Source organism: Dictyobacter aurantiacus (assembly GCF_003967515.1).
GTDB classification, from domain to species: Bacteria; Chloroflexota; Ktedonobacteria; order Ktedonobacterales; family Ktedonobacteraceae; genus Dictyobacter; species Dictyobacter aurantiacus.
The window spans coordinates 494,776-521,004 of sequence record NZ_BIFQ01000001.1 but is presented as its reverse complement, the minus strand read 5'-3'; the positions used below and the strand labels follow the sequence as shown (position 1 = coordinate 521,004).

The window sequence follows — 26,229 nt, the reverse complement described above, 5'->3', positions numbered from 1 at the left end:
ATGCAGGAAGATAATTCGACGCTTACGAGTGAAGAGATAGAGCAGGTGTTCCGGTCTGGTGATGCTAGCAAGATTAGCCACGTACTGGTCACACTGACGTTTTCGGAGTTGGATTGGAAAAAAGCGCAAACCTATTGTTTGGAAGCGTTGGAGCATCCTGATGCGAGGGTGCGTGCGGATGCTGCTACGTGTCTCGCAAATCTGGCGCGTATCCACCAGACGCTCGAACTGGATCTGGTTTTGCCCGCACTGTATCGGCACCAATCAGATCCAGGCAAATACGTTGCAGGCAATGTTGAGAATGCACTTGATGATATTGAGACATATATGGATGTGCCTGTTGAGCACAATCCGGCACTGCGCCGTCCTAGAGAAGAAGAAAAGCCATTAACCTCTGAGGAGATTGAACATATCTTCCAGTCCGATGATACAACTAAGATTAGCCAGACAATAACGGAACTTGCATTTAATGATCCTGATTGGCGCAAAGTTGAAGCGTACTGTTTAGCGTTGTTGGAACATTCTAGTGAAGATGTACGCAGCAACGCTGCTCAAGGCATTAATATTCTGGTTAACGAGCATAAGCAATTAGATCTTGATCTGGTCCTGCCCGCGTTGTATCGGCATCATTCTGATCCAAGCGAGGATGTGGTCATGACGGTTGAATTGGCTTTGAATAGTATTGCAAGAATTTTGCATGTTCCTGTTGAATATGGAGAAGATATGACTGCCAGGGATCCTGAAGAAGAAGAGTCGGTTGATAGCACGGAACAAGCCTATGAGCCGGTTGGTCCAGATCCAACCCATGGGCAGCGTGCACTGGATAACTCGGTAAGCATGCAATCTGGTAACCCCCATGATCGCATCGGGGTAGATACCGTTGCGGGAGAGATTGTCGTGTTTGGTCAGGGATCAGCTAGAGGATACACGGGAGATGTGCGTACCTGGGACCAACTGACACAACGTATGCGAGAGGCGCTTATCGATAATGGTTTGGTGAAAGATGACGGGAGTATCATTGTAAGGGATGCTCGTGGAAACATCGTGGGATCGAGTGGAAATGTCATTGCAACCAGATCTACCATAACAGAGCAAGTATACGAGCCTCTGCCAACGCAAGAGATCGAGCGTATCTTCCAGTCTGGTGATCTCAAGGAGATGAGCCGAACCCTTCTGACCTTAGCCCTTCACGATCCCGATTGGAGAAGAACACAAGATTACTGTCTCCAACTGCTGGAGCATGAGAATGCGGGCATGCGTGGCTTCGCGGCGGAGTGTATCAGCCATCTGATTTATCATCAGCATCACCTGGATGTTGATCGCGTGCGATCCGCCCTCTATCTCCATCAGTCAGACGCGAATAAATATACCCAGAGAAGGGTGAATGATGCGATTGATGATATTGCGCTTCTGGTAAACGGATCTGTTTAAGCGAGAATGGAATACGATCTTTCATACCTGACATTCCTTTCCGATCCCTCAGCGTATCAGCCAGGTCCCGATGAGATCTGTATTCTCGTCCCTGGTGGGATCACTTCGGAAGATGATCTGATAGGGCTTTTGAATAATAGCTTGAGCCCTATTGCGTATCATGGGCCGAATTGGAATGTGTTATCTGATGTAGGACGGTAGATGAATCTCATCGAACAAGTGAAAGATGCTTTGGTACAACCTCGTCCTCAAGAGCGAGCAAGCAAGCTTGAGCAATTGAGTGATAATTTTGAGTATGCTCAAGATCTTAAAGAAGAAGAGATAGTTGAGAGTGTTACCCAATTACTTGTGGTTGCCTTACAGGAGAAAGATCCTGAGGCTAAAGAATCTTTCTTTCATGCGATGAATGCTGCCGTTGTACATCATCAGAAAGAAAAGATAGGAGAACGTGTTGATTGGGATATATTAGTTGCTGCATTGCCGGGTTTAGAAAAACCTTATCTGGACTACGCATTTAATATGCTCAGCCTTTCAAGACGGGAAAGATATCTCTCTGTTCTTAGCTCATATACACGAAGTGAAGATGCTGAGATAAGTGAATTAGCGCGCGATGCTATGGATGATTTACAATATACATTAGCTCATCCTTCTGCATCTCAAGGTGAAGAACCTTCCGTACCAGATCAATGAGCTTCCCTGCCTTTTCTATTGGGGAACTGCAGTTTAATTCGTGTTTTGCTGTGATGAAATATGTATAACAATCCTGGCATGGAATATAATCTCTCATACCTGACATTTCTCGCTGATCCTATTGCATATCAGGCTCAGGCTGATGATCTTTGTGTCCGTATACCTACAGAGGTCTCGTCTGCAGAGGCACTTATGACTTTTCTAAGGGAGAGTCTGGATTTACCTGCCTACGTTGGGACAAGCTGGTATGCTTTACGCGATGCTTTGGGTTCCTGGTATAATTCTGTAGTTACTCCTCGGTGTGTTGTTCTTATTCATACCGATCTTCCTTTTTTTCAGTCGGGGAAGTGGTGGTGGCTTGATGTGCAAGGGTACCTTATGGCGTTGATAGAAAGTATTACTTTCCTTGAACGAAAAAATGCAGTTGAAGCAGACCCTCAAGCGCATCGGGAACTTGTTGTTCTTTTTCCAGAGCAGGCGAAAGAAGGGATTCTGGCCGTCTTTACACGGCCTCCAGATTGGGAATGGACAGTTGGTTTTGTAGGTTATGACGCATTCAATATCTATGAGATTGCCCCTTCCTTGTCCTTGATACTCCGTCATCTTACGAACCTTAATGGATTGACTGCGGATATGTGTATCCTTTCTCGTCAGGATGTAGGAAGCATCACTGTTCAGTATGCGCGAAGCTTCAATGCATATTGCATTAAATATCAAGATACAGAACGAGATATGCCTCTCATTGCATGTTCCTCGGATACTCTATCTTTCCCACCCATGGTTTCTTTGTCTGCCGCATCTCAGGTTCTGGCAGCTTTTTTTGATAATGCCCAGCGTTCAGACTCTCTTAACTGGTTTGTCCTTTCTGATGATGTTGAGGTGAAACTTAAAGAAATCCTTCGTCGTTCGTACTATCTGAGCGACGAGGAAGAACTTTTGGAGCTTTCTATGGAAGATGCAATGCACACGACGATCGGAGAGGGTGTAAAGGTTGCAGCCTCTCAAAGCGATGATGCATTTTCCTTACCATATTGGAAGAGTATACTCGAACAACCGGAAGCAACGTTAGCTTTGCGCCTGGCAGCTATCTGTATCGTTGGTCGCAGTGGCTGCCAGGAATCGACTACACTCTTGCATCCATTTCTACAAAGCACGGTGAAGCAGGAACGCTGGGTCTGCGCGCGCTTTTTTGGCCTGTGGGGAGATGAAGAGGCATTGCCTATCTTATTGAGTATGCTGATTGATGAATTACCAACCGATGAACGTTCCCTGCAGATAGATCAGGATGGGTACTGGTATGATGCCTGGCGCCCCTATGCGCCTCGCTTGCTGCGAAAATGGCTGTCTCCCGCGGTTTGTGACCAGTTGCGGCAGGCGCTAGATGTCTGGAAAGAGGCTGAGCCACTGCTTGATCCCGAGTACGAGGTCTGGCGATCGACAGTAAGAGAAATCGCTCGAACTTTGCAATCTTGCTGATATGAATTATATTTCCGTTCGGTATTGCATCTATTAGATGGGGATTCGTTTCTTTCTAGTAGAGAAGAGGGGAGGAATGTCAGACAGACCATCTTGACTGCCTGACATTCCTCCCCATTAATTGTGGGCATCAATCTTATATTGATACGAAACGGGATACCCGGTGGTGTTTCATATGTAAGCTCATACAATCTCAGGGTGTGGATCAGCGTATGCCGGTGACCAGGTGGAGCAGCAAGTAGATGATCCAGCCTAAGAAGACGCAGACGGGAATAGTGAGGATCCACGCTACGACGATATTTCCGGCGACTCCCCAGCGTACCGCTGATAGGCGCTTGGTGGCTCCGATACCTAAAATCGCCGATGAGATGACATGGGTAGTGGAGACCGGGATGCCCAGGCGACTGGCCACCTCAATGATGGCGGCCGACGCTGTTTCCGCCGCAAAGCCGTTGATCGGCCGCAGCTCAACCACTTTAAGTCCCATCGTCTTCACGACGCGCCAGCCGCCGATACAGGTTCCCAGTCCCATAGATGTTGCCGCCGCCAGGATTACCCATAGGGGAACACTCCAGTTGCTTCCTGTCCAGCCATAATAGCTGGCCAGAGCCATCGTGATCACTCCCATGGTCTTTTGAGCGTCATTGCCTCCATGGCTGAAGGCCACCCATGCCGCCGAGAGGATCTGTAATCTACCAAAGATGCGACTGACCAGCATCGGGCGCATCTTTGCAAAGATCCATAATAGCAGGATCATCAGGAGGAACGCACCCAGGAAGCCAAGTATGGGTGAAAAAATGAGACCCTGAAACGTTTTGGTCAGGCCGCCAACTTCAATGGCTTGCCAGCCCGCCGATGCCACACCTGCCCCCACAATAGAAAAGATAAGGGCATGGCTGGAGCTTGAAGGGATACCGAAGCGCCAGGTAATGAGGTCCCAGATAATTGCGGCCAGTAGCGCGGCAATAACCAGCAGTTGTGTGGTTACAGAAGGAGGCACTATTCCTTTTCCGATAGTGGTCGCGACAGCGGTACCCGTTAACGCGCCCACTACATTGAGGATGCCAGCCATCAAAACCGCCGTCCCGGGTTTGAGAACTCGGGTCGCGACAGAGGTGGCGATAGCGTTAGCTGTATCATGGAAGCCATTGATAAAATCAAATATCAGACCAATAACGATGATCAGCACAAGCATGAAAAGGTTTTGATCAAGCATTCTTTACCACAAGCCCTTCCAATGTATCCGCTATATCCTCAGCCCGGTCGGCGGCCTCTTCTAAATGGTGGTAGATCTCTCCCCAACGTATAGCTTTGATGAGATCATTCATGTCATCTACTCCATCAAACTGTGATGCGAGTGCCTGGTCAAGCGCCTCGTCGGCTTCGCCTTCCAATCGATTAATAGATATTGCGCATTGCAGTAACTTATCCCACTGGCGTTTGTTTTCTAACAATGGGACCGTGCTCGCGATGATTGTTGCCTGCTGGTCAATGATATGGGCCAGGCGGCGTGCATGATCGGTTGGCTGATCGATGCGATAGAGCCTGATACGGCGTGCCGCCTCCTCAATAGCATCAACAAAGTCGTCCAGCCTGTTGGCCAGGTTAGCGATGTCCTCACGATCGAGTGGGGTAACAAACGTACTATAGAGCGCTTTGAAGATCTGATGGGTGATTTCATCACCACGGCGTTCCATCGCCTGGATCTGCTGTGTTTTCTGTTCAATGTCGCTATAATTTTCGAGCAACTCACAAAGAGCGCGCGCGACCCGGGCATTATTCTCGGTTGCCTGACGAAAATAATCAAAAAAGCGTTCATTGCGGGGGAGGAAGCGTACCAATACCATTTGACACTCCTTTGGCGCATAGTCTTGGAAAAATTTCTCTGTTATCCTTATGTACTTACACGTCATATTTCTAGTTGAGGGTTCACTTCCAGCCTGACCGACTTTCTTATTTGGAAGCTGACAATCGTTTACTTCAATGAACAACATTGAGCCAGGAATAACATAGAGCATAAAAAGATCAGAGCTGTCTTCCATGGTAATTTGGGACAACTCTGATCTTTTTGGATAACGAGATGGCAGTATAAACGCTTATTGTACCGTTAGCGCGACATCATCTACATAGAAGCTAGACGAGAGCGTGTAGTCGCTGGTCCCCGAAAAGGCGACCTGAATCTGCTGACCCTTGTAGCTTGATAGCGTTGATGTCACATCAAAGGTAAACTGCGTCCACCCCTGCGCGTTGGTATTGCAGCGCGTCTGTACCGTTGAGATGGTTGATCCACTGCCTGTGCGCAGGAGCGCATGGAAATTGTCATAGCAGGTAGTTGTACTGGTCTCATTAGTTGTGATATCGAGCCAGTAACTCAGTGTCACCTTTGTGGAACTGGAGGGCAGAGTAATCTTCTGATAGATGGTATCAGAGCAGCTATTGTAGCCACACAGGTAAGCACTATAGCTGCCAGTATGCGGATTGCTGTTATCGACGATCTCATAGCCACCTGAAGAGCTCTCAATCCACGGGCTTGATCCGTTCTCAAAACCACCATTGGTCAGGATATTGCTTCCACCGGGAGTTGGAGTGGGAGATGGCGTTGGGTTGGGCGTCGGTGTAGGTGAAGGAGTGGGAGATGGCGTTGGGCTGGGCGTCGGTGTAGGTGTCGGAGTGGGAGACGGCGTTGGGCTGGGTGTTGCCGTAGGTGAAGGATTTGGCGTAGGTGTCGGAGTGACTCCGGACTGCCAGCAATCAGCGATTGCTGAGGCACTCGCGCTATTATTAGCCGCCGGCAATCCGTATATGTCCTCCATGGTCCTTAACACATTGTAGTGGTTGATCTGCTCAGAATACTGACCAGTTTTGACCGACTGACCGACGAAAATCGTGGGAATCTGATTACTTTGAGAGCTATCATCCTCATCCCAGGTTACAATGAGGAGGCTGTTATTGGTTTTGGCCCATTGAGCGTAGGCATCAATATTGTTTTTGAGCCAGGTATCGCCCTGCTGAATCGTGCCATCGTGCATATCGTCGTTCAAATTGGGAATGACAAAAGAGATGGTTGGCAGCGAGCTGAAGTTGGAAGTTGGGAAACTGGTGAAGGGCAGATTATCGCTGGATGGGACATCGGTGAAGTCGCTCCAGGGGTTATGCTTGCGCGCATAGCTGCCCGAGGTGCATGCCGTCGAACCGATTGAAGGCAAACCCTCTGAGTAGCCCTTGAAGCTTAAACCCGCATTGATTAATTCTCCCCCTAGATCAGGAGGGCTAAAGGTATGAGGGCATGAGTCATCAGTCAGCCCCTGTGTTGAGCCAGAGAAAAGTGCCAGATAGTTTGGCTCGCTGGGATGGGTGACCGCGAAGGAATTGGTAAATAAAGCTCCGCTGCTGGCCAGCGAGTTAATATAGGGGGCACTACTTGAATTAATGATCTCGTTATAGGAATGATTCTCTTCCATGACGACTACAATGTGGCTGGGTTTAGGGAGTGCTGTTTGAGCGTAGGAGTGGGTCGTTCCCAGAAAACCATTAATAGCCAGAGCAGCTATCATCGCCACCAGGCATGCCAGCGTCCCCCCGGCCAGAAGCGTGCGCCGGGACAGGAAATAGGAAGTGGTCTTCATCAGATAAAAACCTCTCTAAAAATAAATAGCATCTCGTGTTTAGTGGTACGCCTTTTTAGATATACCCTTCACCGTTTAAAACAACGTTAAACGCATTTGATTTTCTGGCGAATTTTTGTTAAAAAGATGTAAAGGTCTATAAATATTGCAAAGTAAAGCAAGAGATAATCCAGGCTACCAAACATTGGTGCGTGACGATGGACCCGGTTAGTTAGCAGTGATGGCAGGTAGATAGCTTCGGACGGCTATATATTATGCATTATATAAGCAAAGCCAGGACTTTATGGTACACATCCTGGCCGTGCGAAACCCTATGTGGAGTTGTGGATGGATGGTAGAGAGATAACTACTTGCTAATCATCTGTCGTTGAAGTCGCGTAGGGGCACTTTTGATCAGTATGTGTCTCTCCCGCTGTCTGTTGTATATCATGATTGATGCTTTTGCGTTTGTAGCGAATATACGTCTTTTCTGGCCGGGCCGCGCCCAGGCTATAATCCACACGTGGCTCCTTTGTTATTAATTCAAGGTCAAATTGCTGGAAGAGGAGCGCGGTAATAATCATCATTTCATTGTTCGCGAAGTTCATGCCGGCACATTTATGCGTTCCGCCGCCAAAACCGATCAATGAGAAGCGATGCTGGCGATCTTCTTCCCGACCAGGAGCATATCGTAATGGATCATAGATAGTGGGATTCGTAAAGAGATCGGGAAGCCGTTGAGCGATATCAGCAGCAACCATCAGGTTCCACCCCTTAGGAATACGATATTTGCCAACCTCAATATCTTCCTCAACTCTACGGGCCAGCACATCAGCCGAGGGATGCATCCTTGTGGTCTCCTGAACAGCCCAGAAAACATGTTTCATGGAACTGAGGTTTCTGGCTGTGATTGGTTCGCCCACAGGTAAGCGATCGCTAATCTCCTGCTGGAGCGATTGTAAATACGCTGGCGTTTGTAGAAGCTGGATAATGGTCCATGCAGCCTGGCCAGCGGTCGTCTCATGCCCGGCGAACATCAGACCCATAATGGTTGCGATAACCGCGTCATCCTCCATCGGCGTGCCGTCTTTATATTCGGCAGTGGCAAAATCCAGTAGAAAATCATCATATCGCTCGGGATGAGAGCGTCTCTCGACGATCAGCGGCCAGATCATTTCGCGCAACTTCTTTTTCGCGCGATCACGACGAATAAATTTTGGCAAGGGCAAATAGGGATAGAGAGCAGGATCAATAGCTTTGCCGATGATCAGATACTGTTTCCAGAACTCTGGTCCTGTGCGATCACGAAAATCTTTGCCCATTAATGCGTGCGCTGCCACATTTTGTACAACCTGGGTTACTGTCGCACGCAGCTCAAACACTCCCTGATCTTCAAGCGTATCAAGCCATTGCTGAACTTCCTGCTGCATAATGGCAACGTACTTAATCATTTTTTCGCTTTTGAATGGTTTGAGTAGAATAGGGCGTTGCGCGAAGTATGTCTCTGGGGGGGCTGTAAAACCAACCTCGCCCAATGCAGCTTTCAGATAGGCATAAGATTTATGCATGCTCAGTTTTTTGTCTGTCTCGGTAAAGAATATCTGTTGATATTCTGGTCCTATCAGGAAGGCTACTGGTTGATTGAGCAAGCGAATGCCGAAGATAGGACCCAGGGTATTAAAACCTCTTTGCAAGAGACCCTGACGATCTTTCATAAACTCAAGCAGATTACCAACTACGGGAGAGCCAGAAAGCATGGGAGGTGTTGATATCATATCGTTGCTCCTTCGAAGCCACAAAACACTTATTGGCTTTAGCCGCAAAAATACCACCTGTATTATAGTAACATATATACATACTCTTATCATATGTGGAGAGCGAAATGCAGCAGCATTTAGTTTATCTTTACTTGTGAATAATAAAGGCTGAATTGCTTTGGAGCTTGATTGAGAAGCGTAGTTTTGTAGAATCTACAAAACTACAGATGAAGCTGTAAGCAACAATTTTGTGGAAATTCCAGCGTAACTCCGAAAAAAGTAAAAGCAAATTTAATACTCTAGTATTGCTTTTGCGTTTCTATCCAAGCATGATGGCACCTCATCGTCCTGTATGGATCAGCTATGATAGCGGTTGCGTTGTTAAGTTGATTATTGACCTCAGCATAAGGTTCTAAAGTCGTCCATACTCAAACCGATAAAAGGAGGTATGAGCAAGAAAGAACAACATCCCAACGATTGGCGTGAATGGCGACGACTGCGCGCTTGGCAGCTGTATACGCAGGGCTGGAGACAAAAAGACATCGCCGTAGCCCTTGGAGTAACCGAAGGAGCGGTGAGTCAGTGGATGAGCCGAGCCAGGAAAGAGGGCTCGGAGTCCTTGCGACAACAACCGCCACCAGGTCCCCAGCCCAAACTGACCGAAGAACAGCGAGCCCAGTTGCCCGATCTGCTGGCCAAAGGGGCCGAGCACTATGGGTTCCGCGGCCAGGTATGGACCACAGCCCGCGTGGCAGTGCTTATCAGGCAGCACTTTGGGGTCAGCTATCATCCCGCCCATTGCAGTCGCCTCCTGCGGAGCCTCAAGCAGAGTGTCCAAAAACCGGAGGAACACGCCAGCCAACGCAATGAAGAGGCGATCAACGCCTGGACAGACGAACGGTGGCCCGCGCTTAAAAAAAAGCCGAGCAGGAACAGCGGCAGATCGTCTTTGTAGACGAGTCGGGCTTTTACCTGCTGCCGATGGCGGTGCGCACGTATGCTCCGGTGGGCCAGACACCAGTGTTGCGAGTGCCGCTGACACGCGATCATGTCTCGGCGATTGGGGCGATTACCCCGCAGGGACGTCTCTTTATGCAGACGCAATCTCATTCCTACAAAGGAGAGGATGTGGTTGGTTTTCTCAAGCACCTGCTTCGCCAGATTCCCGGGAAGTTGCTGGTGATCTGGGATGGATCGAGCATCCATCGCTGCCAAGCGGTCAAAGACTTCTTGGCGCAGGGAGGCGCAGCTCGCCTTCACCTGGAACGCTTGCCTGCCTATGCGCCTGAGTTCAATCCGCAGGAAGGGGTGTGGAATTTGCTCAAACGTCGTGAACTTAAGAATGTGTGTTGCAAGGATTCCACCGAGCTGAGTTATGCCTTGCTGCTGGCTCTTGCCCGCCTTCGGCATCGCAAGCAGACCTTGCGTCACTGTTTCGTTCATGCTGGCTACTCACTTTAGCTTTTTATGCTGAGATCAATAACAAACTGTTCTTTGTAAGCTCCTCACTAGCTCTGTTAATTATTATATAAAAATGCTATATTATATTTTAGGCAAAATGATATTATTAATTCTTAGCATTATTTTTATGGATGTAAGGTGATATGATATGATGGGCCAAAAACCAAATGATAGAAGAGGTAGATATTCTCGATCAGAAATTATTGTTATTATACTTTTAATAGTCATGCTCTTGTTTTTAATCGTTGGTACTGTATTTACTGTACTAGGCAATCTTAAAATTATCTACTGGCCTTCAAATTTAAATAATGTACTTCTTACAGTTGTTGTCCCTGCTTTGAGCGTTATTATCGCTTTAGGGCAATGGTTACATACTTCTATTTCGTCTGATAAAAAAGAGGAAAAACATAATTTGCCGGAGCAAAACATCCAGACAGCAGATGTTGCCATGCTTAATACATCACTAGTGCTTGCTGATACTTCAGAAAAAGCACTTACATCGGCTAAGAAAACTGATGCTATAGTAAAATTTACCTCGGATGACATAGAGCAAACCGATATGGGTGAAGCTCCTCATGTTGAAAATTTTTATGGACGTATGGATGAGATTAAGAAGATAAAGCATTGGATTGTAGACGAACATTGTCGTTTAGTTTCCATAATTGGCATGGGTGGTATTGGTAAGACTAGCCTGGTTGCGAAACTGATCGATCAAGAACAGCAGACGTTTAGCAAAATCTTCTGGCGCAGGCTACTCAATGCTCCACCTTTTGAGCACGTGTTACAGGATTGTCTGCAATTTTTGACTCGTGGACAACAGATCCCGATCCCACAAGAAGTGGATGGGCAGATGCGCCTACTTGTGAAGCAATTGCAGAAAAGGCGCTGCCTCATTATTTTGGATAATGCTGAAGCAATCTTAAAAAGTGGTAGCAGCGCAGCAGAATACAAAGATGGTTATGAGCAGTATGGCAAACTCATAACTCTCCTTGGAGAAAGTAGACACCAGAGTTGTCTGTTGGTAACGAGCCGGGAGCAACTAAAAGAGATCAACTGGCTAGAAGGTGAAGGATCGTCTGTCCATACCTACCATTTAAGAGGGTTGAATATAGACGATGCTCGGGCCATATTAAAGAATAAGGGTTTGTCAGGGGAGGAACGTTCCTTGAAGACTTTAGTGGAACGTTTAGCTGGAAATCCACAGATGCTCATGATTGTCTCGCTAGCAATTCGTGAAAGCTATGGAGGAAATATATCTAAGTATCTCGACGATATTTCATTGAATGAGCATCCCGATCTGCGTAAGTTTTTAAATGATCAATTTGCACGATTATCACTATTAGAGCAACAGGTTATCTATTGGTTAGCGATAGAGCGTGAAGCAATATCTTTGCAAACTTTACGTGATAATAGTGTCCAACCTGTATCTAAAGGGAGAATATTGGAAGCCCTTGAAGCCTTACAACGTCGTTCATTGATTGAACAGGGCATAGCTGGAAGTTTTACATTGCAACCAGCAATTATGGAAGTTGTCACGGATCGTTTTAATGAGCTTGTTGTCCAGGAAGTTATCACAGGCAAACCAGATTTGTTTGCTAGACATGCATTGCTCAAGTCCCAGGCAAAAGCGTTCGTCCGTGAGAGCCAGTTCCAATTGATCCTGAATGTCATTGCACAAAAGCTCTTTACAATGCTAGGGCGAAGAAAACTTGAAGAAAAGTTCCGGCAAAGACTTGTTGTACTACGCGGGTTGCCAGAACAGCCAGATGATTACGAAGTAGGAAATATTCTAAATCTACTGGTTCAAACTGGCTACAATTTGCGTGGCTTTGATTTCTCGCATTTAGTAGTGCGACAAGCATATCTGCAAGAAGCAAATTTACCTGAGGTCAATTTTTCGTATGCTAATCTATCGACGTCAGTGTTTACTGATAACTTTGGAAGTATTCTTTCTGTGGCATTGAGTCCTTATAGCGACTTTCTAGCAGCAGGGACGGTGGGAGGGGAGATCCGCGTCTGGGATACGACAAGTGGCCTCCCACTGAAAACCTTACGAGGACATACTAACTGGGTTAGCTCGGTGGCCTTCAGCCCTGATGGCAAAACCCTTGCCAGCGGAAGCGATGATCAGACAGTACGTCTGTGGAATGTTACCAGCGGGCAGTGTCTCAACACATTCCACGACCACATTAACGAGGTCAAATCGGTGGCCTTCAGCCCTGATGGTAAAACCCTTGCCAGCGGAAGCGATGACCAGACAGTACGTCTGTGGGACGTCACCAGCGGCCAGTGTCTCAACACACTCCGCGGCCACACCAATGCGATCTGGTCAGTAGCCTTCAGCCCCGATGGCAAAATCCTTGCCAGCGGCAGTTTTGACCAGACGGTACGCTTGTGGAGGATCGACAACGGCCAGTGCCTCAATACGTTCCATGGCCACACTAATGAAGTCTGGTCGGTAGCCTTCAGCCCCGATGGCGAAATTCTCGCCAGTGGAGGTTATGACCAGACAATACGCCTGTGGGACGTTACCAGTGGCCAGTGTCTTAACACGCTCCATGATCATACTGATGCGGTCTGGCGGGTGGCTTTCAGCTCTGATGGCAAAACCCTTGCCAGCGGGAGCAGTGACCAGACAGTACGCTTGTGGAACGTTACCAGCGGCCAGTGCCTCAATATTCTCCATGGACACGCCAATGCGGTCAGGTCGGTGGCTTTCAGCTCTGATGGCAAAACCCTTGCCAGCGGGAGCAGTGACCAGACGGTACGACTATGGGATGTTGTCAGTGGCCAGTGTCTCAATACTCTCCATGGACACGCCAATGCGGTCAGGTCGGTGGCCTTCAGTCCAGATGGCAAAACCCTCGCCAGCGGTGGTTATGACCAGACAATACGCCTGTGGGACGTTGTCAGTGGCCAGTGTCTCAATACTTTCCGTGACCACATTAATATTAGTTCGGTGGCTTTCAGTCCAGATGGCAAAACCCTCGCCAGCGGCTATTTTAACCATACGGTAACGGTACGCCTGTGGGACGTTACCAGCGGGCAGTGCCTTAACACCCTGCATGGTCATACCAACTCGATTTTATCAGTGGCTTTCAGTCCAGATGGCAAAACCCTTGCCAGCGGAGGTTATGACCAGACAATACGCCTATGGAGCGTTGTCAGTGGCCAGTGTCTTAACACGCTCCACGGTCATAGCAATTTGATCTGGTCTGTGGCCTTCAGCCCTGATGGTAAGCTTCTTATCAGCGGTAGTGACGACCAGACGGTGTGCTTGTGGAAAATTAGTAATGGCCAATGCCTCAACACGTTCCACGGCCATACCCATTGGGTGAGATCAGTCGCCTTCAACCCAGATGGCAAGACCCTTGCCAGTGGCTGTATTGATGGAGTAATTAAGCTTTGGAATAGACAGAACAGTAAGTGTTTGCATACATTGAGAAGTGACAGGCCTTATGAACACATGAATATTACGCGGGTGCAGGGATTGACAGAAGTCCAAAAAAACACACTCAAGTTATTAGGTGCGGATGAGGAGGAAGTGTAGAAAAAACATATAATTATAGATAGATGTGCGATAGATGGAAGGTATACTTCACAGAAAGGTGTTTCTCAGGGTGCAAAACGAAAAAACAATCAAACGCAATATAGAGCAAACCAGCCAAGAGATCGATAACGTAGAACCGGAAATTTCACGGCGTCAATTTTCTCTGGGGTTGTCTGGAATATTGTTTTCTGGGACTGTATCAGAGTTACCAAACCGGAACATGTTACCCCCTCAGGCAGGACCGGGGAAATTAACTTCCAATGCTTTTAATCGACCTCAACATGTCTTATCTGATACTACTGCGGGTATTTGGTCTCCAGATAGTCGACACATTGCCACAATCTCAGAGAGCACGGTGACACTTTACAATGTGAGCACTGGCAAAAGTGATGTGATCTACCATAAGCATACTGATGAGGTATTGGCTGTCAAATGGTCCGCAGATAGTCAATATCTGGCTTCGAGCGGCTTTGATCATATTGTATATGTATGGGAAGCGATATCAGGTCAGACAATGTCGATGTATAAGAGGCATAATGATATTGTGAGGGATGTGGTCTGGTCTCCTAATCAGCGTTATATCGCGTCTGCTGGCTATGATAAGGTCATTCATGTGTGGGAGGCGCTCACTGGCAAGATGGTAATAACCTGTTCTGGGCATGATGCCGAAATACAAACGTTATCCTGGTCGCCTGATGGCAAATACATTATGTCAACTGATCTGCAGAATAAAGCGATGATTTGGCGCTTAATATAACTTTTCTTACAAGACAATGATAGTAAACAAATGGAATCTCTGATGCTATTTTACTGTTGCCTTAACTGGCTAAGCACTATCGTGGATTAATCCATTTCAGAATGCGTGTATTGGAATAGATAAGTGCCACAGGATAAAAAAATCACATTCCTATAGTCTTCCAGTAGATCTTTTTTTTGAGCTTCTTTCGTGGTTGGCGTAGATCCTCCATGCGTACCGATGTACTTTTACACACTAACTATTGATCTCAGCATAAAAAGCTAAAGTGAGTAGCCAGCATGAACGAAACAGTGACGCAAGGTCTGCTTGCGATGCCGAAGGCGGGCAAGAGCCAGCAGCAAGGCATAACTCAGCTCGGTGGAATCCTTGCAACACACATTCTTAAGTTCACGACGTTTGAGCAAATTCCACACCCCTTCCTGCGGATTGAACTCAGGCGCATAGGCAGGCAAGCGTTCCAGGTGAAGGCGAGCTGCGCCTCCCTGCGCCAAGAAGTCTTTGACCGCTTGGCAGCGATGGATGCTCGATCCATCCCAGATCACCAGCAACTTCCCGGGAATCTGGCGAAGCAGGTGCTTGAGAAAACCAACCACATCCTCTCCTTTGTAGGAATGAGATTGCGTCTGCATAAAGAGACGTCCCTGCGGGGTAATCGCCCCAATCGCCGAGACATGATCGCGTGTCAGCGGCACTCGCAACACTGGTGTCTGGCCCACCGGAGCATACGTGCGCACCGCCATCGGCAGCAGGTAAAAGCCCGACTCGTCTACAAAGACGATCTGCCGCTGTTCCTGCTCGGCTTTTTTTTAAGCGCGGGCCACCGTTCGTCTGTCCAGGCGTTGATCGCCTCTTCATTGCGTTGGCTGGCGTGTTCCTCCGGTTTTTGGACACTCTGCTTGAGGCTCCGCAGGAGGCGACTGCAATGGGCGGGATGATAGCTGACCCCAAAGTGCTGCCTGATAAGCACTGCCACGCGGGCTGTGGTCCATACCTGGCCGCGGAACCCATAGTGCTCGGCCCCTTTGGCCAGCAGATCGGGCAACTGGGCTCGCTGTTCTTCGGTCAGTTTGGGCTGGGGACCTGGTGGCGGTTGTTGTCGCAAGGACTCCGAGCCCTCTTTCCTGGCTCGGCTCATCCACTGACTCACCGCTCCTTCGGTTACTCCAAGGGCTACGGCGATGTCTTTTTGTCTCCAGCCCTGCGTATACAGCTGCCAAGCGCGCAGTCGTCGCCATTCACGCCAATCGTTGGGATGTTGTTCTTTCTTGCTCATACCTCCTTTTATCGGTTTGAGTATGGACGACTTTAGAACCTTATGCTGAGGTCAATAAAAATAAAATGACTATTGATTACATATCTGTAATAGATGGCTTATATGATAGAAAAAAATTTCTCTATTTTTTACTTTTTTCGGAGTTACGATGGAATCTTATTTCATTTCGGAGTTACAGTGGAAATCCCAAATGTTATGAAAAGAGGATAACAGAGGCGTATGGGAGTCGAACCCACCGGGGAACGCGCCGAGCGCCCCCCCAGCCGTTTTGAAGACGGTGAGACCCACCGGGGCCCCTACACCTCCATGATGTTGTTGTAGCTGCGCTACCTTTTCATGATGCCACGCTTTAAGGTGCCTGTCAAGCGAGATCACGGATAATTTCAGGGCTAACCTGTGTGAGGTCTTTGACCATGAGCTCGGCGGCCTTGAGTCCGGGGAGGTCCCTTTCTCCGGCGACAGCGATGCAGTACATGCCTCCGCGATGGGCGGCTTCAACGCCCGCGACGGCGTCTTCGATGACCAGGCAGTGGGCTGGTTCTATGCCCAGCTCGGCGGCCGCCTTGAGAAAAACGTCGGGGGCTGGCTTGCCATGAGGAACGGTCTCGCCTGAGACGAGCGCGCTGAGGTATCTCTTGAGTCCCAGGGCTTCACTGATGACTTCGATATTTTTGATGGGGGTTGAGGAGGCCAGCGCTTGCTTGTAGCCTCCGGCCTTCAGGCCGGCCAGCAGCTCAATGGCCCCTGGCAGGGGAGCGGCCGTATCGCGCACAAACTCTCGGAAGTAGGCTTCTTTTTTATCCGCCAGCTCCTGCACACGTGCTTTGTCGGTGATGTTCCACAGGATGGGTATGATGGCGTCATTACGCATGCCGAATGTATCGTAGAATTGCTGATCGCTAAAAGGGAGCCCTTCCTCTGCCGCCAGGCGGTACCAGGAGCGCTTGTGCTCCTCTGCGCTGTCGATGATGACACCGTCCAGATCCCAGATGATGGCTCGAATTGTATCTGTCATGCCTAAAAATACTCCTGTATGCCCTTATACCCTGCTGGCACCCACTCCTATTTTGCCGCCCTATAATGGACGTGATCAGGCGACCATGGTAGAATGGGTGCCAGGCATAAGCCTTTCTTTAAAGCATACCCTATATTTTGACTATTGATGCCTCTTCCTGAATGAAGGAAGGCACCGAAATATTTCTATGTTGATACTATCATATCCCGCGATGGGTAGAAATACAGGAGTCTACTTGCCGCTTGCCGGGAATGAAAGTGCGATGGATTTGGAGGATATTCTGTGGTAAGTCATCGCAAGTTCTTTAATGAGGAGATGGAGACGCTACCGAAGCAGAAGCTACAGGCGCTGCAACTGGAGCGACTTCAGGCCATCGTTGAGCGCGCGTATACGCAAAATCAATTCTATCGAAATCTCTATGATGAAGCTGGTGTGAAGCCTTCTGATATCCGTACGTTAGATGATATTCGTAAGCTTCCTTTTCTGGAGAAGAAGACGGTGCGCGCCGCATACCCCCTGGGGACGGCGATGCGTTCGATGGGTGGTGAAGGGGGTGCGCTTCAACTGCATGCGACCAGTGGAACCACCGGCAAGAGCGTGCCGGTCTTCGCGACCAAAAAGGATATTCAGAACTGGGCCGATTTAAATGCGCGTGAGCTGTGGATGGTGGGTCTGCGTCCAGGCGATGTGTTGATGAACTGCTATGGCTATGGCCTGCCAACGGGGGGCTTTGGCTTCCATTATGGCGCGATGGCTATGGATGTGATGTCCATTCCGATGGGTTCCGATGCTCGCCAGTATGAGCGCATGTTCGATTTTATCAGGGACTTCGGGGTCAAGGCTTTTTGTATGACGCCTTCGGTCGGCCTCTATGTTGGTAATAAGGCGGCCGAGCAGGGGCTGGATTTCAAGGATACGCAGTTAAAGATTGGTCTGTTCGGAGCCGAGCCGTGGCCGTGGGAGACGCGTCAGAAGATCGAGAACCTCTTTGGCATTACCGCTTATGATGAGTTCGGGATGACCGAGTTCCTTGGACCCGGTATGACCTGTGAGTGCGAGGTGCGCGATGGCATGCATGCCTGGGCTGATAGCTTCCTGGTCGAGTGCATCAATCCCGAGACCGGTGAACCGGTTGAGGAGGGTACCGATGGTGAACTGGTCTGGACGTGGCTGACGGGCGATGGTAGCGCCATGATCCGCTATCGCAGCCGCGATCTCTCTCGCCTCTGGTGGGAGGAGCGTTGCGCCTGCGGTCGCACCCATCCCAAAATCGCGGCCATCAAGGGGCGTAGCGATGATGCCGTCTCAATTCGCGGCCTGATCGTCTTCCCCAGCCAGGTAGAGGCCGCGCTGGTACAGTTTCCGGAGACTGCCTCGAACTTCCGCATTATCGTCGATCGCAAAAATGATCTCGACACCTTCGCTCTGAAGGTCGAAGTCAATGATAGCTCGGTGCTTGAGGACGCGGAGCGTGTTACGTCGCTTCAGGGGCGCATGGCCGCCGCCGTTAAATCGATTACCGGTAACACCCCGAAAGTTGAGCTCGTGCCTCAGGATAGCTTACCTCGAGCTACCGGAGGCGAATCCAAGACTGCCAGCGCACGGGTAGAAGATCGGCGCCCAAAGAAATAAGTCAGCAATCGTGTACTGTTGTTCCAGACACAGTACACGATTGATCAAAAATCTGCACGCTAGAATGGTGACAGGCAACCTTACATGGTGTATAATACCGTCCATCCTAGAATAAGGACGAGTAGGTAAAAGATATCCCATATGCTACTACACAGGCTATTGATGCTCGAAGAGAGGCTCTGAAATGACCACAATTAGTATTCCACGGGGAAAATATCATATCTGGACAGTTGGCTGTCAAATGAATCAGGCTGACTCTCAGCGCATTCAGACTATGCTTGATGAATTAGGGTGGGAAGAAGCCAGCATGGAGCAGGCCAATCTGGTTGTGCTGAACACCTGTAGCGTGCGGCAAGCACCCGAGGAGAAGGCGCATAATCTGCTTGCTCAATTGAAACGGGCCAAGAACGAGCGTAGCGATCTTCTGGTGGCTTTAATGGGATGCATGATTGGCAACCAGAAGACGATCGATGCGCTGGAAAAGCGCTATCCGCATATCGATCTTTTTATGAAGGTTGAGCATGCAGATATTTTACCGCGTTTTTTGGAAGAGCGATGGACCCTTATCTCCGGCGCCGGCTGCCTGGACATTGAATTTATGCCCGATGCCAGCGATGAGACGACAGACGATGAGATCCCCGTCTTTCCTGACCTGCCTACATTTGCGACCTCCACCAGCCGTGCCGGTAAGCGTACGGTGCTTCCCATGGCTATTACCCCTAAGCCTGGGGAGCGTATCGCCCATTATCCGACTAAGATAGAGCCGGCCAAGGCGAGCCCGAGCGCCTGGCTGCCGATCGTCCTTGGGTGCAATAAGGTCTGTACATATTGTATCGTGCCTTATCGCCGGGGGCGTGAGCGTAGCCGTCCGATGGATGAGCTGATGATCGAGGCTCGATCGCTGGTAGATAAGGGCGCTAAAGAATTGACCCTGCTGGGTCAAACCGTCGAGGCCTATGGTCTGGACCTGCCCGATCAGCCCGACCTGGCGGATCTGATGACCAATTTAAGCGAGATCGATGGGTTGGAGCGCATTCGTTTTATGACCTCCTATCCGCGCCACATGACGGATAGTATGATTGAGCGCATGGCGCATCTTCCAAAGGTATGTGAGCATCTCAATATCCCGGTCCAGTCCGGCGACGATGCCATGCTCAAGCGTATGAAGCGGGGTTATTCCCTGGATGAGTACGTCGAGCGCATTGAGCGCGTGCGCGAGCTGTGGCCAGATATTACCTTGTCGACTGATATTATTGTCGGTTTCTGCGGTGAAACTGAAGAAGAGTTCCAGCATACGTTGGATTTGTTGGAGAAGATCCGTTTTGATGTCGTTCATGTCGCTGCTTACTCGGTGCGTCCTGGAACGGTCGCGGCCCGCTGGGAGGATGATGTTCCCCTGGCAGAAAAGAAGCGCCGTCTGCATGCCGTGGAGGAAATTCAGGGTAAGATCGCGTTTGAACTGAATCAGTCTTATGTGGGGAAGGTAGAGGAAGTGATGGTTGAGGACACAAATATGACGCATGGGCGCCAGCAGTTGAAGGGACGCAACCGCGGCAATAAACTGGTGTTCTGCCCCGTGCCGGATAGCACATCATCCGAGGGTCAGCGTGTTTTTCAACCCGGCGACTTTGTACACGTGCGCATCGAACGGGCCACAGCCTGGTCATTACAAGGTGAGGCGGTTGTACTATAAGTTGCGTTATCGTGCGTGCTTTTTGTTTAAGTGCGTAAGCTATACAACACAACATATCCACGAAGTTGGAGGAGGCTTTAATGACACAAGCAATGTCTGCTGAAGAAAAGTTACGACTGAAGAAGCAGTGGACCGATCTGGCGATCCGGCAGGCTCAAGAAGGCCAGTGGGGAGAAGCGGTGTTGACGAATAAGAATATTCTCAATATGTTTTCCCAGGAACCAGATGCGTACAATCGTTTGGGCAAGGCGTATAGTGAGTTGGGCCAGTATTCTGAGGCTCGACAAGCGTATTCACAGACCTTAAAATATAGCCCGGCAAACACTATTGCCAGGAAGAATCTGGATCGCTTGCAGACGTTGCAGGATGCATCCGCTCCTGGACCCGTTGGTGTAGATCGTATCGATCCACGGCTCTTCATTGAAGAGACGGGCAAGACCGGCACAACCGAACTGATAAACCTGGGCCCCGCTCCTGTTCTCTCACGTCTGGGTGTCGGGGATCGCGTTAATCTGGTTGTCGATAGCCATCGTTTGTTGGTGCGCAATGCGGCCGAAGAGACGATTGGTCAGGTTGAGCCTCGTCTGGCGGGCCGTTTGATCAGCTATATCAAAGAAGGCAATCGGTATGCCGCAGGTATTCTGACCCTGGATCTGCATCTTGTTCGCATCATTATTCGCGAAGAGTATCAGCATCCCAATATGTTTGGTACCGTCAGCTTCCCCTCTCAAGGGAGTGGCGACACCGTTCGTGCTTATATCAAGGACTCCATTTTGCGTCATGACCGCGACGAGGATGACGAAATGGGGACCGATGATGAGTACTACGATGGTGGTGACGACTCCGAAGATCTGAACGAGTTCGAATTTGAGGGTAATTCCGATATCGAAGAGTAACATTTTTAGATGAAAGGTTGTATAATACAATGAACAAGACAAAGAAAGTTGCCTGGCATAAGCATTTACAAAAAGCGAGAAAGCTGAAAGAGAAGCAGCGTGCTCAGAAGGCCGCTTCGGCTCCCGCAACAGCTCGCCGTTAATTTGTATTACTTTATGCACTGCTAGTTTGCGTGTGAGTTATGAGCAGTTTATCCCCGTCGCAATCACAATCTTCGGCTTCAGTCCGAAACATCTTGACTCTGCTCGCCTCACGTGACGCACAATTAGTAGCTGGCGGAGGGGGTCTGGAGCGTCGTGTCACGTGGGCGTGTCGTATGCGTTCTCGCTTGCCTGCATTCGAAAGCGTGCAGGGCGGAGAGCTCGCTTTACTGACGCTGTCACAGTTACGGCGCCTGGATGAAACCCTCCCCCATCTCCTGAAGAGTCTGCACCAGGCTGGCGTAGCGGTTGTTGCGGTTGCTGCGCCGTCTGTGGAGGCTTTGGGTGCGGAAGCGCGAGATTTCGCCGATCAGATGCATCTGCCTCTGATTTTGCTTCCGCTCAATGCTCTGCTTGAAGAGATTGAGCGGGAAGTGATCACGTTCGTGGTGAGTTTTCGTGGCGAAACCGAGCGTAAAGCAACCGAGATTGCCAGCCAGTTGATGCAATTAAGTTTGCAAGGGGCTGGTATTCAGGGTGTCTGTGAGTATCTTGCGACCAATCGCGGTAAGTGGGTGGTGATCCAGGATGCTGATCAGCATGTGCGTCTGCAGGCGGCACCAGCCAATGCTACCCCTCTGACATTGCCCAGTCCACTGACCGATGAACAGCTCCGGCGTCAGGGGCTGCTGCGCGTGGTGGAACCGATCCCCAGTAGCCGCCATGAGATCGCTGGTTATCTTTCTCTGATCGGTAACGAGAGCGATTTCGATTATCTGGAGCGCATCATTCTGGGGCAGGCTACTCCGATTATCGCCATTGAGTTCGCGCGTGAACGCGATCGCACCGAGGTTGAGAGCCGCTACCAGGTCGAAGCGTTTACTGATGTTATTCAGGGCCACTATCAGCAGCCCGAAGAGATGATGGCGCGTGCCCGCTTGCTGGGCTATGATTTAACGACCCCACAGTCCATCGTCGTGTTTGAGATTTCGCCTGGTGAGCATGATTTTTCGAGCAGTAGTGCCTATGCCCAGTGGAATAAGCGCGTTCGCGAAGAGCTTTTGCGCGAATGGCCAGCTTGCTGGGTACAGAGCGAGGCCCGCCGCGTGATCGCGATCCTGCCTCTGCCGCCTTTTGACGATCAGAGTGAGAACGAGCGGGAGCTTGAAAATTCGCTCTATTCGCGCCTGGAGCGCGTCGTCTTTCGCATCTCTTCCCAGAAAAATAATGGCACCGCGCGCCCGATCTATTCCTGTGGCATTGGACGGATCGCGAAGAATCTGCAGGGTCTCCCTCTCTCCTTCCGCGAAGCGCAACAAGCGCTGGAGATCGGACGCCGTCTCTTTGGCGAGGGGAACATGCACTCGTTTGCCCGCCTGGGCATTTATCGCCTGCTCTTCCATCTCAATGGGCATAGTGAGCTGGATGATTTTTACTATGAGACGCTAGGCCCGCTGCTCAATAACGATAGCACCTACGTTGAGACGCTGGAAGGCTTCTTCCGCTGCAACGGCAATCTCAGCGAGATGGCACGCACCATGCATTTTCATCGTAACTCTCTGCTCTATCGCCTCAATCGCATCGAAGCCCTGCTTGGCCGCTCACTCGAAGATCCCGAGCTGCGACTGGCGCTGCAGATCGCCCTCAAAATTCACCATCTTAAAAAGCACTGAGCTACTAGACTTTTGTGACTTTGCTGCCAGCTGCCTTGAGCAGGCGGTCGCGAATGGCCAATCCCAATCCCTGTTCTGCGAAGCTGCGGCAGAGGATGACGTTGACGCCTGCATCTTCCAGGGTGCGCAGACCGGCGAAGAGGTGAGTGGCAACTTGCTCGGGCGTATGGCCCAGGCTGTAGATAATGGCCCCGCTTTCCTGGAATGTGTTCAGGTCCTCATCGGCGATCAAAACCCCTACGCGCTCCCCCCGCGCCTGGCGCGTTTGTAGCTCGGCCAGCATAGCCTGGCGCATAGCTGCTACCGATCCCTCAAACAGATACGCTGGTATGCTGGGAGAATAGTGGACGCGCATCTGTCCCGGGGCTACTCGGGCCTGGGTGAGCTCCTCTTCTTCGTCGTGTACCTGTCCCGCTCGTGGCGGCCGTACCTGTGGAAGTACGCGGCGCAACGCTTCCAGGCCAACGCCGCCCGGGCGCAGGATGGTAGGGATTTCGGCACAGAGATCCAGGATGGTAGACTCAACCCCCACCGTGCAGGGACCACCATCCAGGATCAAGGGGACACGTCCTTTGAGGTCTGTGTAGGCGTGCCGGGCGGTGGTGGGGCTGACGTGCATGAAGCGGTTGGCGCTGGGAGCGGCTACGGGCACTCCCGCTGCGCGAATCAAGGCCCGGGCGATCGGATGGGCGGGCATGCGTACGGCGACATTTGGGAGTCCCGAGGTAATCAGACCGGGCACGCGGGGACCGGCCGGCATGATCATCGTCAGGGGTCCCGGCCAGAAAGCCGCGGCTAGCTTGCGGGCCGCTTCGGGTACCTGGGACACAATATTTTCCAGTTCATGCTCATCAGCGATATGCACGATTAAAGGATCGCTCAAGGGCCGTCCCTTGGCGATGAAGATCTGCTCGGCTGCCTGTGCATTGAAGGCGTTGGCGCCCAGGCCATATACCGTCTCGGTCGGCAAAACTACCAGCTCACCTTCTCGTAATAACCGGGCCGCATACTCGATCTGCTGCCGTGCATATGGTTCGTCCAGGTGGTTGGGATCGAGCTGGATAATCCGTGTCTCTCGCTGCTGCATGGATGTGTTTCTATTCCTCTGAAAAAAACTTGTGCTTATTCATGTAACTTTTTGCTTGAGTATAGCACGTTTCCATTGCTCATGAAAGTCGCATGCTGCCTGCCGATCAAACACCTGTCCGGGCTTTCCATAGAGGTATAAGATTGACTGTTGCACGCCCTCTCGCCGCCTATTCGTTGGCGTGAGTATAGATATCGAGATTGAGTATTTCCAGAACGCGGTCTGGATAATGGGGGGCGCTGAAGCCGAACTGTTGATAAAGGCCATGTGCATCTTTGGTCATCAAGAGCCAGCGCCGCAACCCCTGCAGATCAGGATGAGCCAGGATTACCTCCATCAGCCATTTGCTGAGACCCTGGCCACGATAAGGTTCCAGTATAAAGACATCTGCGATATAAGCAAAGGTTGTATAATCGGTAACGATGCGCGCAAGGCCGATTTGCTCCTGATCTTTATAGAGCCCGAAGGGCATTGAATGTTCTAGAGCCCGTTCCACCGTCTCGCGTGGAACGCCGATTGACCAGTATGCTCGGGTGAGGAAGTTATGGATCACGTCGATATCTAAGCGTTGTTTGTCGGTACTGATAGTATATTCACCGCGTTGCCATTCAGAAGACATTGAAGATTTCTCCTACCTGAAAATAGTTATTGATCCCTCTTTTTTAATCAACGAAGCAAGCACAGTTCAGTAATGCCAGCTTGTTGAGCTATATGCATGAGAAGCTGTAACATGTCGTTGTGCTGATTTGTTTTCTGGGACGATTTGAACTACTATAATATGTGTTGGTATACAATGCTAAAGAGCTAGCGGTGAGAGAAAGGAGATGGTGTTTGCAAGGGAGTGTATCCCCAGAAGAAGCACCGGACCTGCGATGAATCCACGCGATTTATTAGATCAACTGCTCCATCCTTATGAGAGCTTTACCGCCCTGCGTACTGAGTTTGGTCCCGTTTCTTATAACGAGCGGGGAAAGTTCTGGGAAGTATTTGGGTATGATGATGTGCTGGCGCTGGCCTCTGATCATGAGACGTTTTCTTCGGATGGCTCGCCGTTTGCCGAGTACCCCGAGGAGATGACGAAGGGCCAGAGTGTGTTGACCACTGATCCGCCGCGCCATCGGCAGTTGCGCTCACTGGTCTCTCAGGCATTTACGCCGCGAGCCATCGCCAGCATGGCGCCTCGCATCGCCGAGATTACCAATGACTTATTGGACCAGGTGGCTCGCCAAGGCAAGATGGATATTATCGCGGACTTCTCGTATCCTTTGCCGGTTATCGTTATTGCTGAGATGCTGGGGGTCCCGTCGAAAGATCGCGCCCAGTTCAAGCACTGGTCGGATCAGATGGTGGTGAGTGAGTATGAGGATTTGAGCCGCGACAATGTTGAGGAATACAATACGCGTGTGCGCACGATCATGCGTCGGACCCTGGATGAGCTGTATGACTATTTCCGGCAGGTGCTGGCCGAGAGACGCCTGCGACCGCAGCACGACCTGGTGAGCGCTTTGTTGGCGGCACAGATCGAGGGCGATTCGTTGTCCGAGCAAGAGATCCTGGCCTTCTGTTCCTTACTACTGGTTGCTGGCAATATCACGACGACCAATCTGATTGGCAATGCTTTGCTCTGCTTCGACGAGCATCCCGAGGTGATGGAGCAGTTGCATGCACGTCCTGAGTTGATACCGCAGGCAATCGAGGAGGTCTTACGCTATCGTCCACCCGCCTTACTGGTCGGACGCTATGCCACGCGGCCGGTTGAAATACATGGGCGCAAGATTTCTACTGGAGAGTCAATTATTGGCTGGCTGGCCAGCGCCAACTTTGATCCGGCCCAATTCCCTGATCCTCAGCGCTTTGATATTGGGCGTACCCCTAATCGGCACCTGGGCTTTGGACATGGTATTCATTTTTGTCTGGGGGCGCCCCTGGCACGCCTGGAGGCGAAGATCGCTTTGAGTATCCTGCTAGAGCGCTTTCAGCATATTCGCCGTGAGCGGCTCCAGCCTCTCGAAACTATTCATAGTGTCTTCATTATGGGACCGCGCCATCTGCCGGTTACCTTTCAAGTGCGCGCATAGCGGGTCGTAGTTAT

At 50.3% G+C, this 26,229-nt stretch carries 21 protein-coding genes and 1 tRNA gene; 12 read left to right on the top strand and 10 right to left on the bottom strand.

Annotated elements, in window-relative coordinates:
* The 3 genes from KTT_RS02050 (at position 1) to KTT_RS02040 (ending at position 3,597) form a co-directional block, all read left to right on the top strand.
* Entirely contained in the window at positions 1-1,431 is a 1,431-nt protein-coding gene (locus KTT_RS02050) for a hypothetical protein (protein WP_126594403.1), read from the top strand.
* 201 nt (positions 1,432-1,632) lie between these two features.
* Complete coding sequence (locus tag KTT_RS02045; RefSeq protein ID WP_126594402.1) at positions 1,633-2,121, top strand: hypothetical protein; 489 nt, start codon at positions 1,633-1,635, stop codon at positions 2,119-2,121.
* A 60-nt stretch (positions 2,122-2,181) separates the two neighbouring features.
* Positions 2,182-3,597 (top strand): HEAT repeat domain-containing protein, encoded by a 1,416-nt coding sequence (locus tag KTT_RS02040; RefSeq protein ID WP_126594401.1) that lies wholly within the window; start codon positions 2,182-2,184, stop codon positions 3,595-3,597.
* 205 nt (positions 3,598-3,802) lie between these two features.
* On the opposite strand, the gene KTT_RS02035 is transcribed toward KTT_RS02040, so the two are convergent.
* The 4 genes from KTT_RS02035 to KTT_RS02015 all read right to left on the bottom strand — a co-directional run bounded on the left by KTT_RS02035 (position 3,803) and on the right by KTT_RS02015 (position 8,977).
* The gene (locus tag KTT_RS02035; RefSeq protein WP_126594400.1) at positions 3,803-4,813 is read right to left on the bottom strand and encodes an inorganic phosphate transporter; all 1,011 of its coding nucleotides are present in this window, start codon (positions 4,811-4,813) and stop codon (positions 3,803-3,805) included.
* Entirely contained in the window at positions 4,806-5,444 is a 639-nt protein-coding gene (locus tag KTT_RS02030) for a DUF47 domain-containing protein (RefSeq protein ID WP_126594399.1), read from the bottom strand. Before KTT_RS02030 ends, KTT_RS02035 begins: the two co-directional genes overlap by 8 nt.
* A gap of 249 nt (positions 5,445-5,693) precedes the next feature.
* Positions 5,694-7,223, bottom strand: coding sequence for an alkaline phosphatase family protein (locus KTT_RS36600; RefSeq protein ID WP_218030809.1), 1,530 nt, complete (start codon positions 7,221-7,223; stop codon positions 5,694-5,696).
* Between the two features lie 353 nt (positions 7,224-7,576).
* Positions 7,577-8,977, bottom strand: a complete 1,401-nt coding sequence (locus KTT_RS02015) for a cytochrome P450 (protein ID WP_160145584.1) — start codon at positions 8,975-8,977, stop codon at positions 7,577-7,579.
* A 430-nt stretch (positions 8,978-9,407) separates the two neighbouring features.
* Here KTT_RS02015 and KTT_RS36935 point away from each other — a divergent pair, with 430 nt between their 5' ends.
* The 4 genes from KTT_RS36935 to KTT_RS02000 all read left to right on the top strand — a co-directional run bounded on the left by KTT_RS36935 (position 9,408) and on the right by KTT_RS02000 (position 14,727).
* Positions 9,408-9,914, top strand: a complete 507-nt coding sequence (locus tag KTT_RS36935) for a winged helix-turn-helix domain-containing protein (RefSeq protein WP_235845550.1) — start codon at positions 9,408-9,410, stop codon at positions 9,912-9,914.
* On the top strand, positions 9,902-10,420 hold the full coding sequence (locus tag KTT_RS36930) for an IS630 family transposase (RefSeq protein WP_307720656.1): 519 nt from the start codon (positions 9,902-9,904) through the stop codon (positions 10,418-10,420). The genes KTT_RS36935 and KTT_RS36930 overlap by 13 nt, the downstream gene beginning before the upstream one ends.
* 148 nt (positions 10,421-10,568) lie before the next feature.
* Entirely contained in the window at positions 10,569-13,970 is a 3,402-nt protein-coding gene (locus KTT_RS02005) for an NACHT and WD40 repeat domain-containing protein (RefSeq protein WP_126594397.1), read from the top strand.
* Between the two features lie 70 nt (positions 13,971-14,040).
* On the top strand, positions 14,041-14,727 hold the full coding sequence (locus KTT_RS02000) for a WD40 repeat domain-containing protein (protein ID WP_160145583.1): 687 nt from the start codon (positions 14,041-14,043) through the stop codon (positions 14,725-14,727).
* A 260-nt stretch (positions 14,728-14,987) separates the two neighbouring features.
* On the opposite strand, the gene KTT_RS36925 is transcribed toward KTT_RS02000, so the two are convergent.
* From KTT_RS36925 to KTT_RS01990, 4 genes are all read right to left on the bottom strand, one after another.
* Positions 14,988-15,473, bottom strand: a complete 486-nt coding sequence (locus KTT_RS36925; RefSeq protein WP_307720655.1) for a transposase — start codon at positions 15,471-15,473, stop codon at positions 14,988-14,990.
* 20 nt (positions 15,474-15,493) lie between these two features.
* Positions 15,494-16,000 carry a winged helix-turn-helix domain-containing protein gene (locus KTT_RS36920; protein ID WP_235845550.1) on the bottom strand — a complete coding sequence of 169 codons (507 nt, stop codon included), beginning with the start codon at positions 15,998-16,000 and terminating at the stop codon, positions 15,494-15,496.
* A 210-nt stretch (positions 16,001-16,210) separates the two neighbouring features.
* Positions 16,211-16,306: transfer RNA gene (locus KTT_RS35990), tRNA-Sec, on the bottom strand.
* Between the two features lie 55 nt (positions 16,307-16,361).
* Positions 16,362-17,015, bottom strand: coding sequence for an HAD family hydrolase (locus KTT_RS01990; RefSeq protein ID WP_126594395.1), 654 nt, complete (start codon positions 17,013-17,015; stop codon positions 16,362-16,364).
* Between the two features lie 282 nt (positions 17,016-17,297).
* Here KTT_RS01990 and KTT_RS01985 point away from each other — a divergent pair, with 282 nt between their 5' ends.
* The 4 genes from KTT_RS01985 (at position 17,298) to KTT_RS01970 (ending at position 23,050) form a co-directional block, all read left to right on the top strand.
* Positions 17,298-18,647, top strand: a complete 1,350-nt coding sequence (locus tag KTT_RS01985; RefSeq protein WP_126594394.1) for a phenylacetate--CoA ligase family protein — start codon at positions 17,298-17,300, stop codon at positions 18,645-18,647.
* Between the two features lie 184 nt (positions 18,648-18,831).
* Positions 18,832-20,340 carry a MiaB/RimO family radical SAM methylthiotransferase gene (locus KTT_RS01980; protein ID WP_126594393.1) on the top strand — a complete coding sequence of 503 codons (1,509 nt, stop codon included), beginning with the start codon at positions 18,832-18,834 and terminating at the stop codon, positions 20,338-20,340.
* An 80-nt stretch (positions 20,341-20,420) separates the two neighbouring features.
* Entirely contained in the window at positions 20,421-21,236 is an 816-nt protein-coding gene (locus tag KTT_RS01975) for a tetratricopeptide repeat protein (RefSeq protein WP_126594392.1), read from the top strand.
* A 182-nt stretch (positions 21,237-21,418) separates the two neighbouring features.
* Positions 21,419-23,050: a helix-turn-helix domain-containing protein gene (locus KTT_RS01970; RefSeq protein ID WP_126594391.1), complete on the top strand. Its 1,632-nt coding sequence runs from the start codon at positions 21,419-21,421 to the stop codon at positions 23,048-23,050.
* Positions 23,051-23,054: 4 nt separating this feature from the next.
* On the opposite strand, the gene KTT_RS01965 is transcribed toward KTT_RS01970, so the two are convergent.
* Positions 23,055-24,137, bottom strand: a complete 1,083-nt coding sequence (locus KTT_RS01965) for an L-threonylcarbamoyladenylate synthase (RefSeq protein WP_126594390.1) — start codon at positions 24,135-24,137, stop codon at positions 23,055-23,057.
* A gap of 169 nt (positions 24,138-24,306) precedes the next feature.
* On the bottom strand, positions 24,307-24,756 hold the full coding sequence (locus KTT_RS01960; protein WP_126594389.1) for a GNAT family N-acetyltransferase: 450 nt from the start codon (positions 24,754-24,756) through the stop codon (positions 24,307-24,309).
* Between the two features lie 253 nt (positions 24,757-25,009).
* Between KTT_RS01960 and KTT_RS01955 the strand changes: the two genes are divergently transcribed.
* Complete coding sequence (locus KTT_RS01955) at positions 25,010-26,215, top strand: cytochrome P450 (protein ID WP_126594388.1); 1,206 nt, start codon at positions 25,010-25,012, stop codon at positions 26,213-26,215.
* The last annotated feature ends 14 nt before the right edge of the window (positions 26,216-26,229 follow it).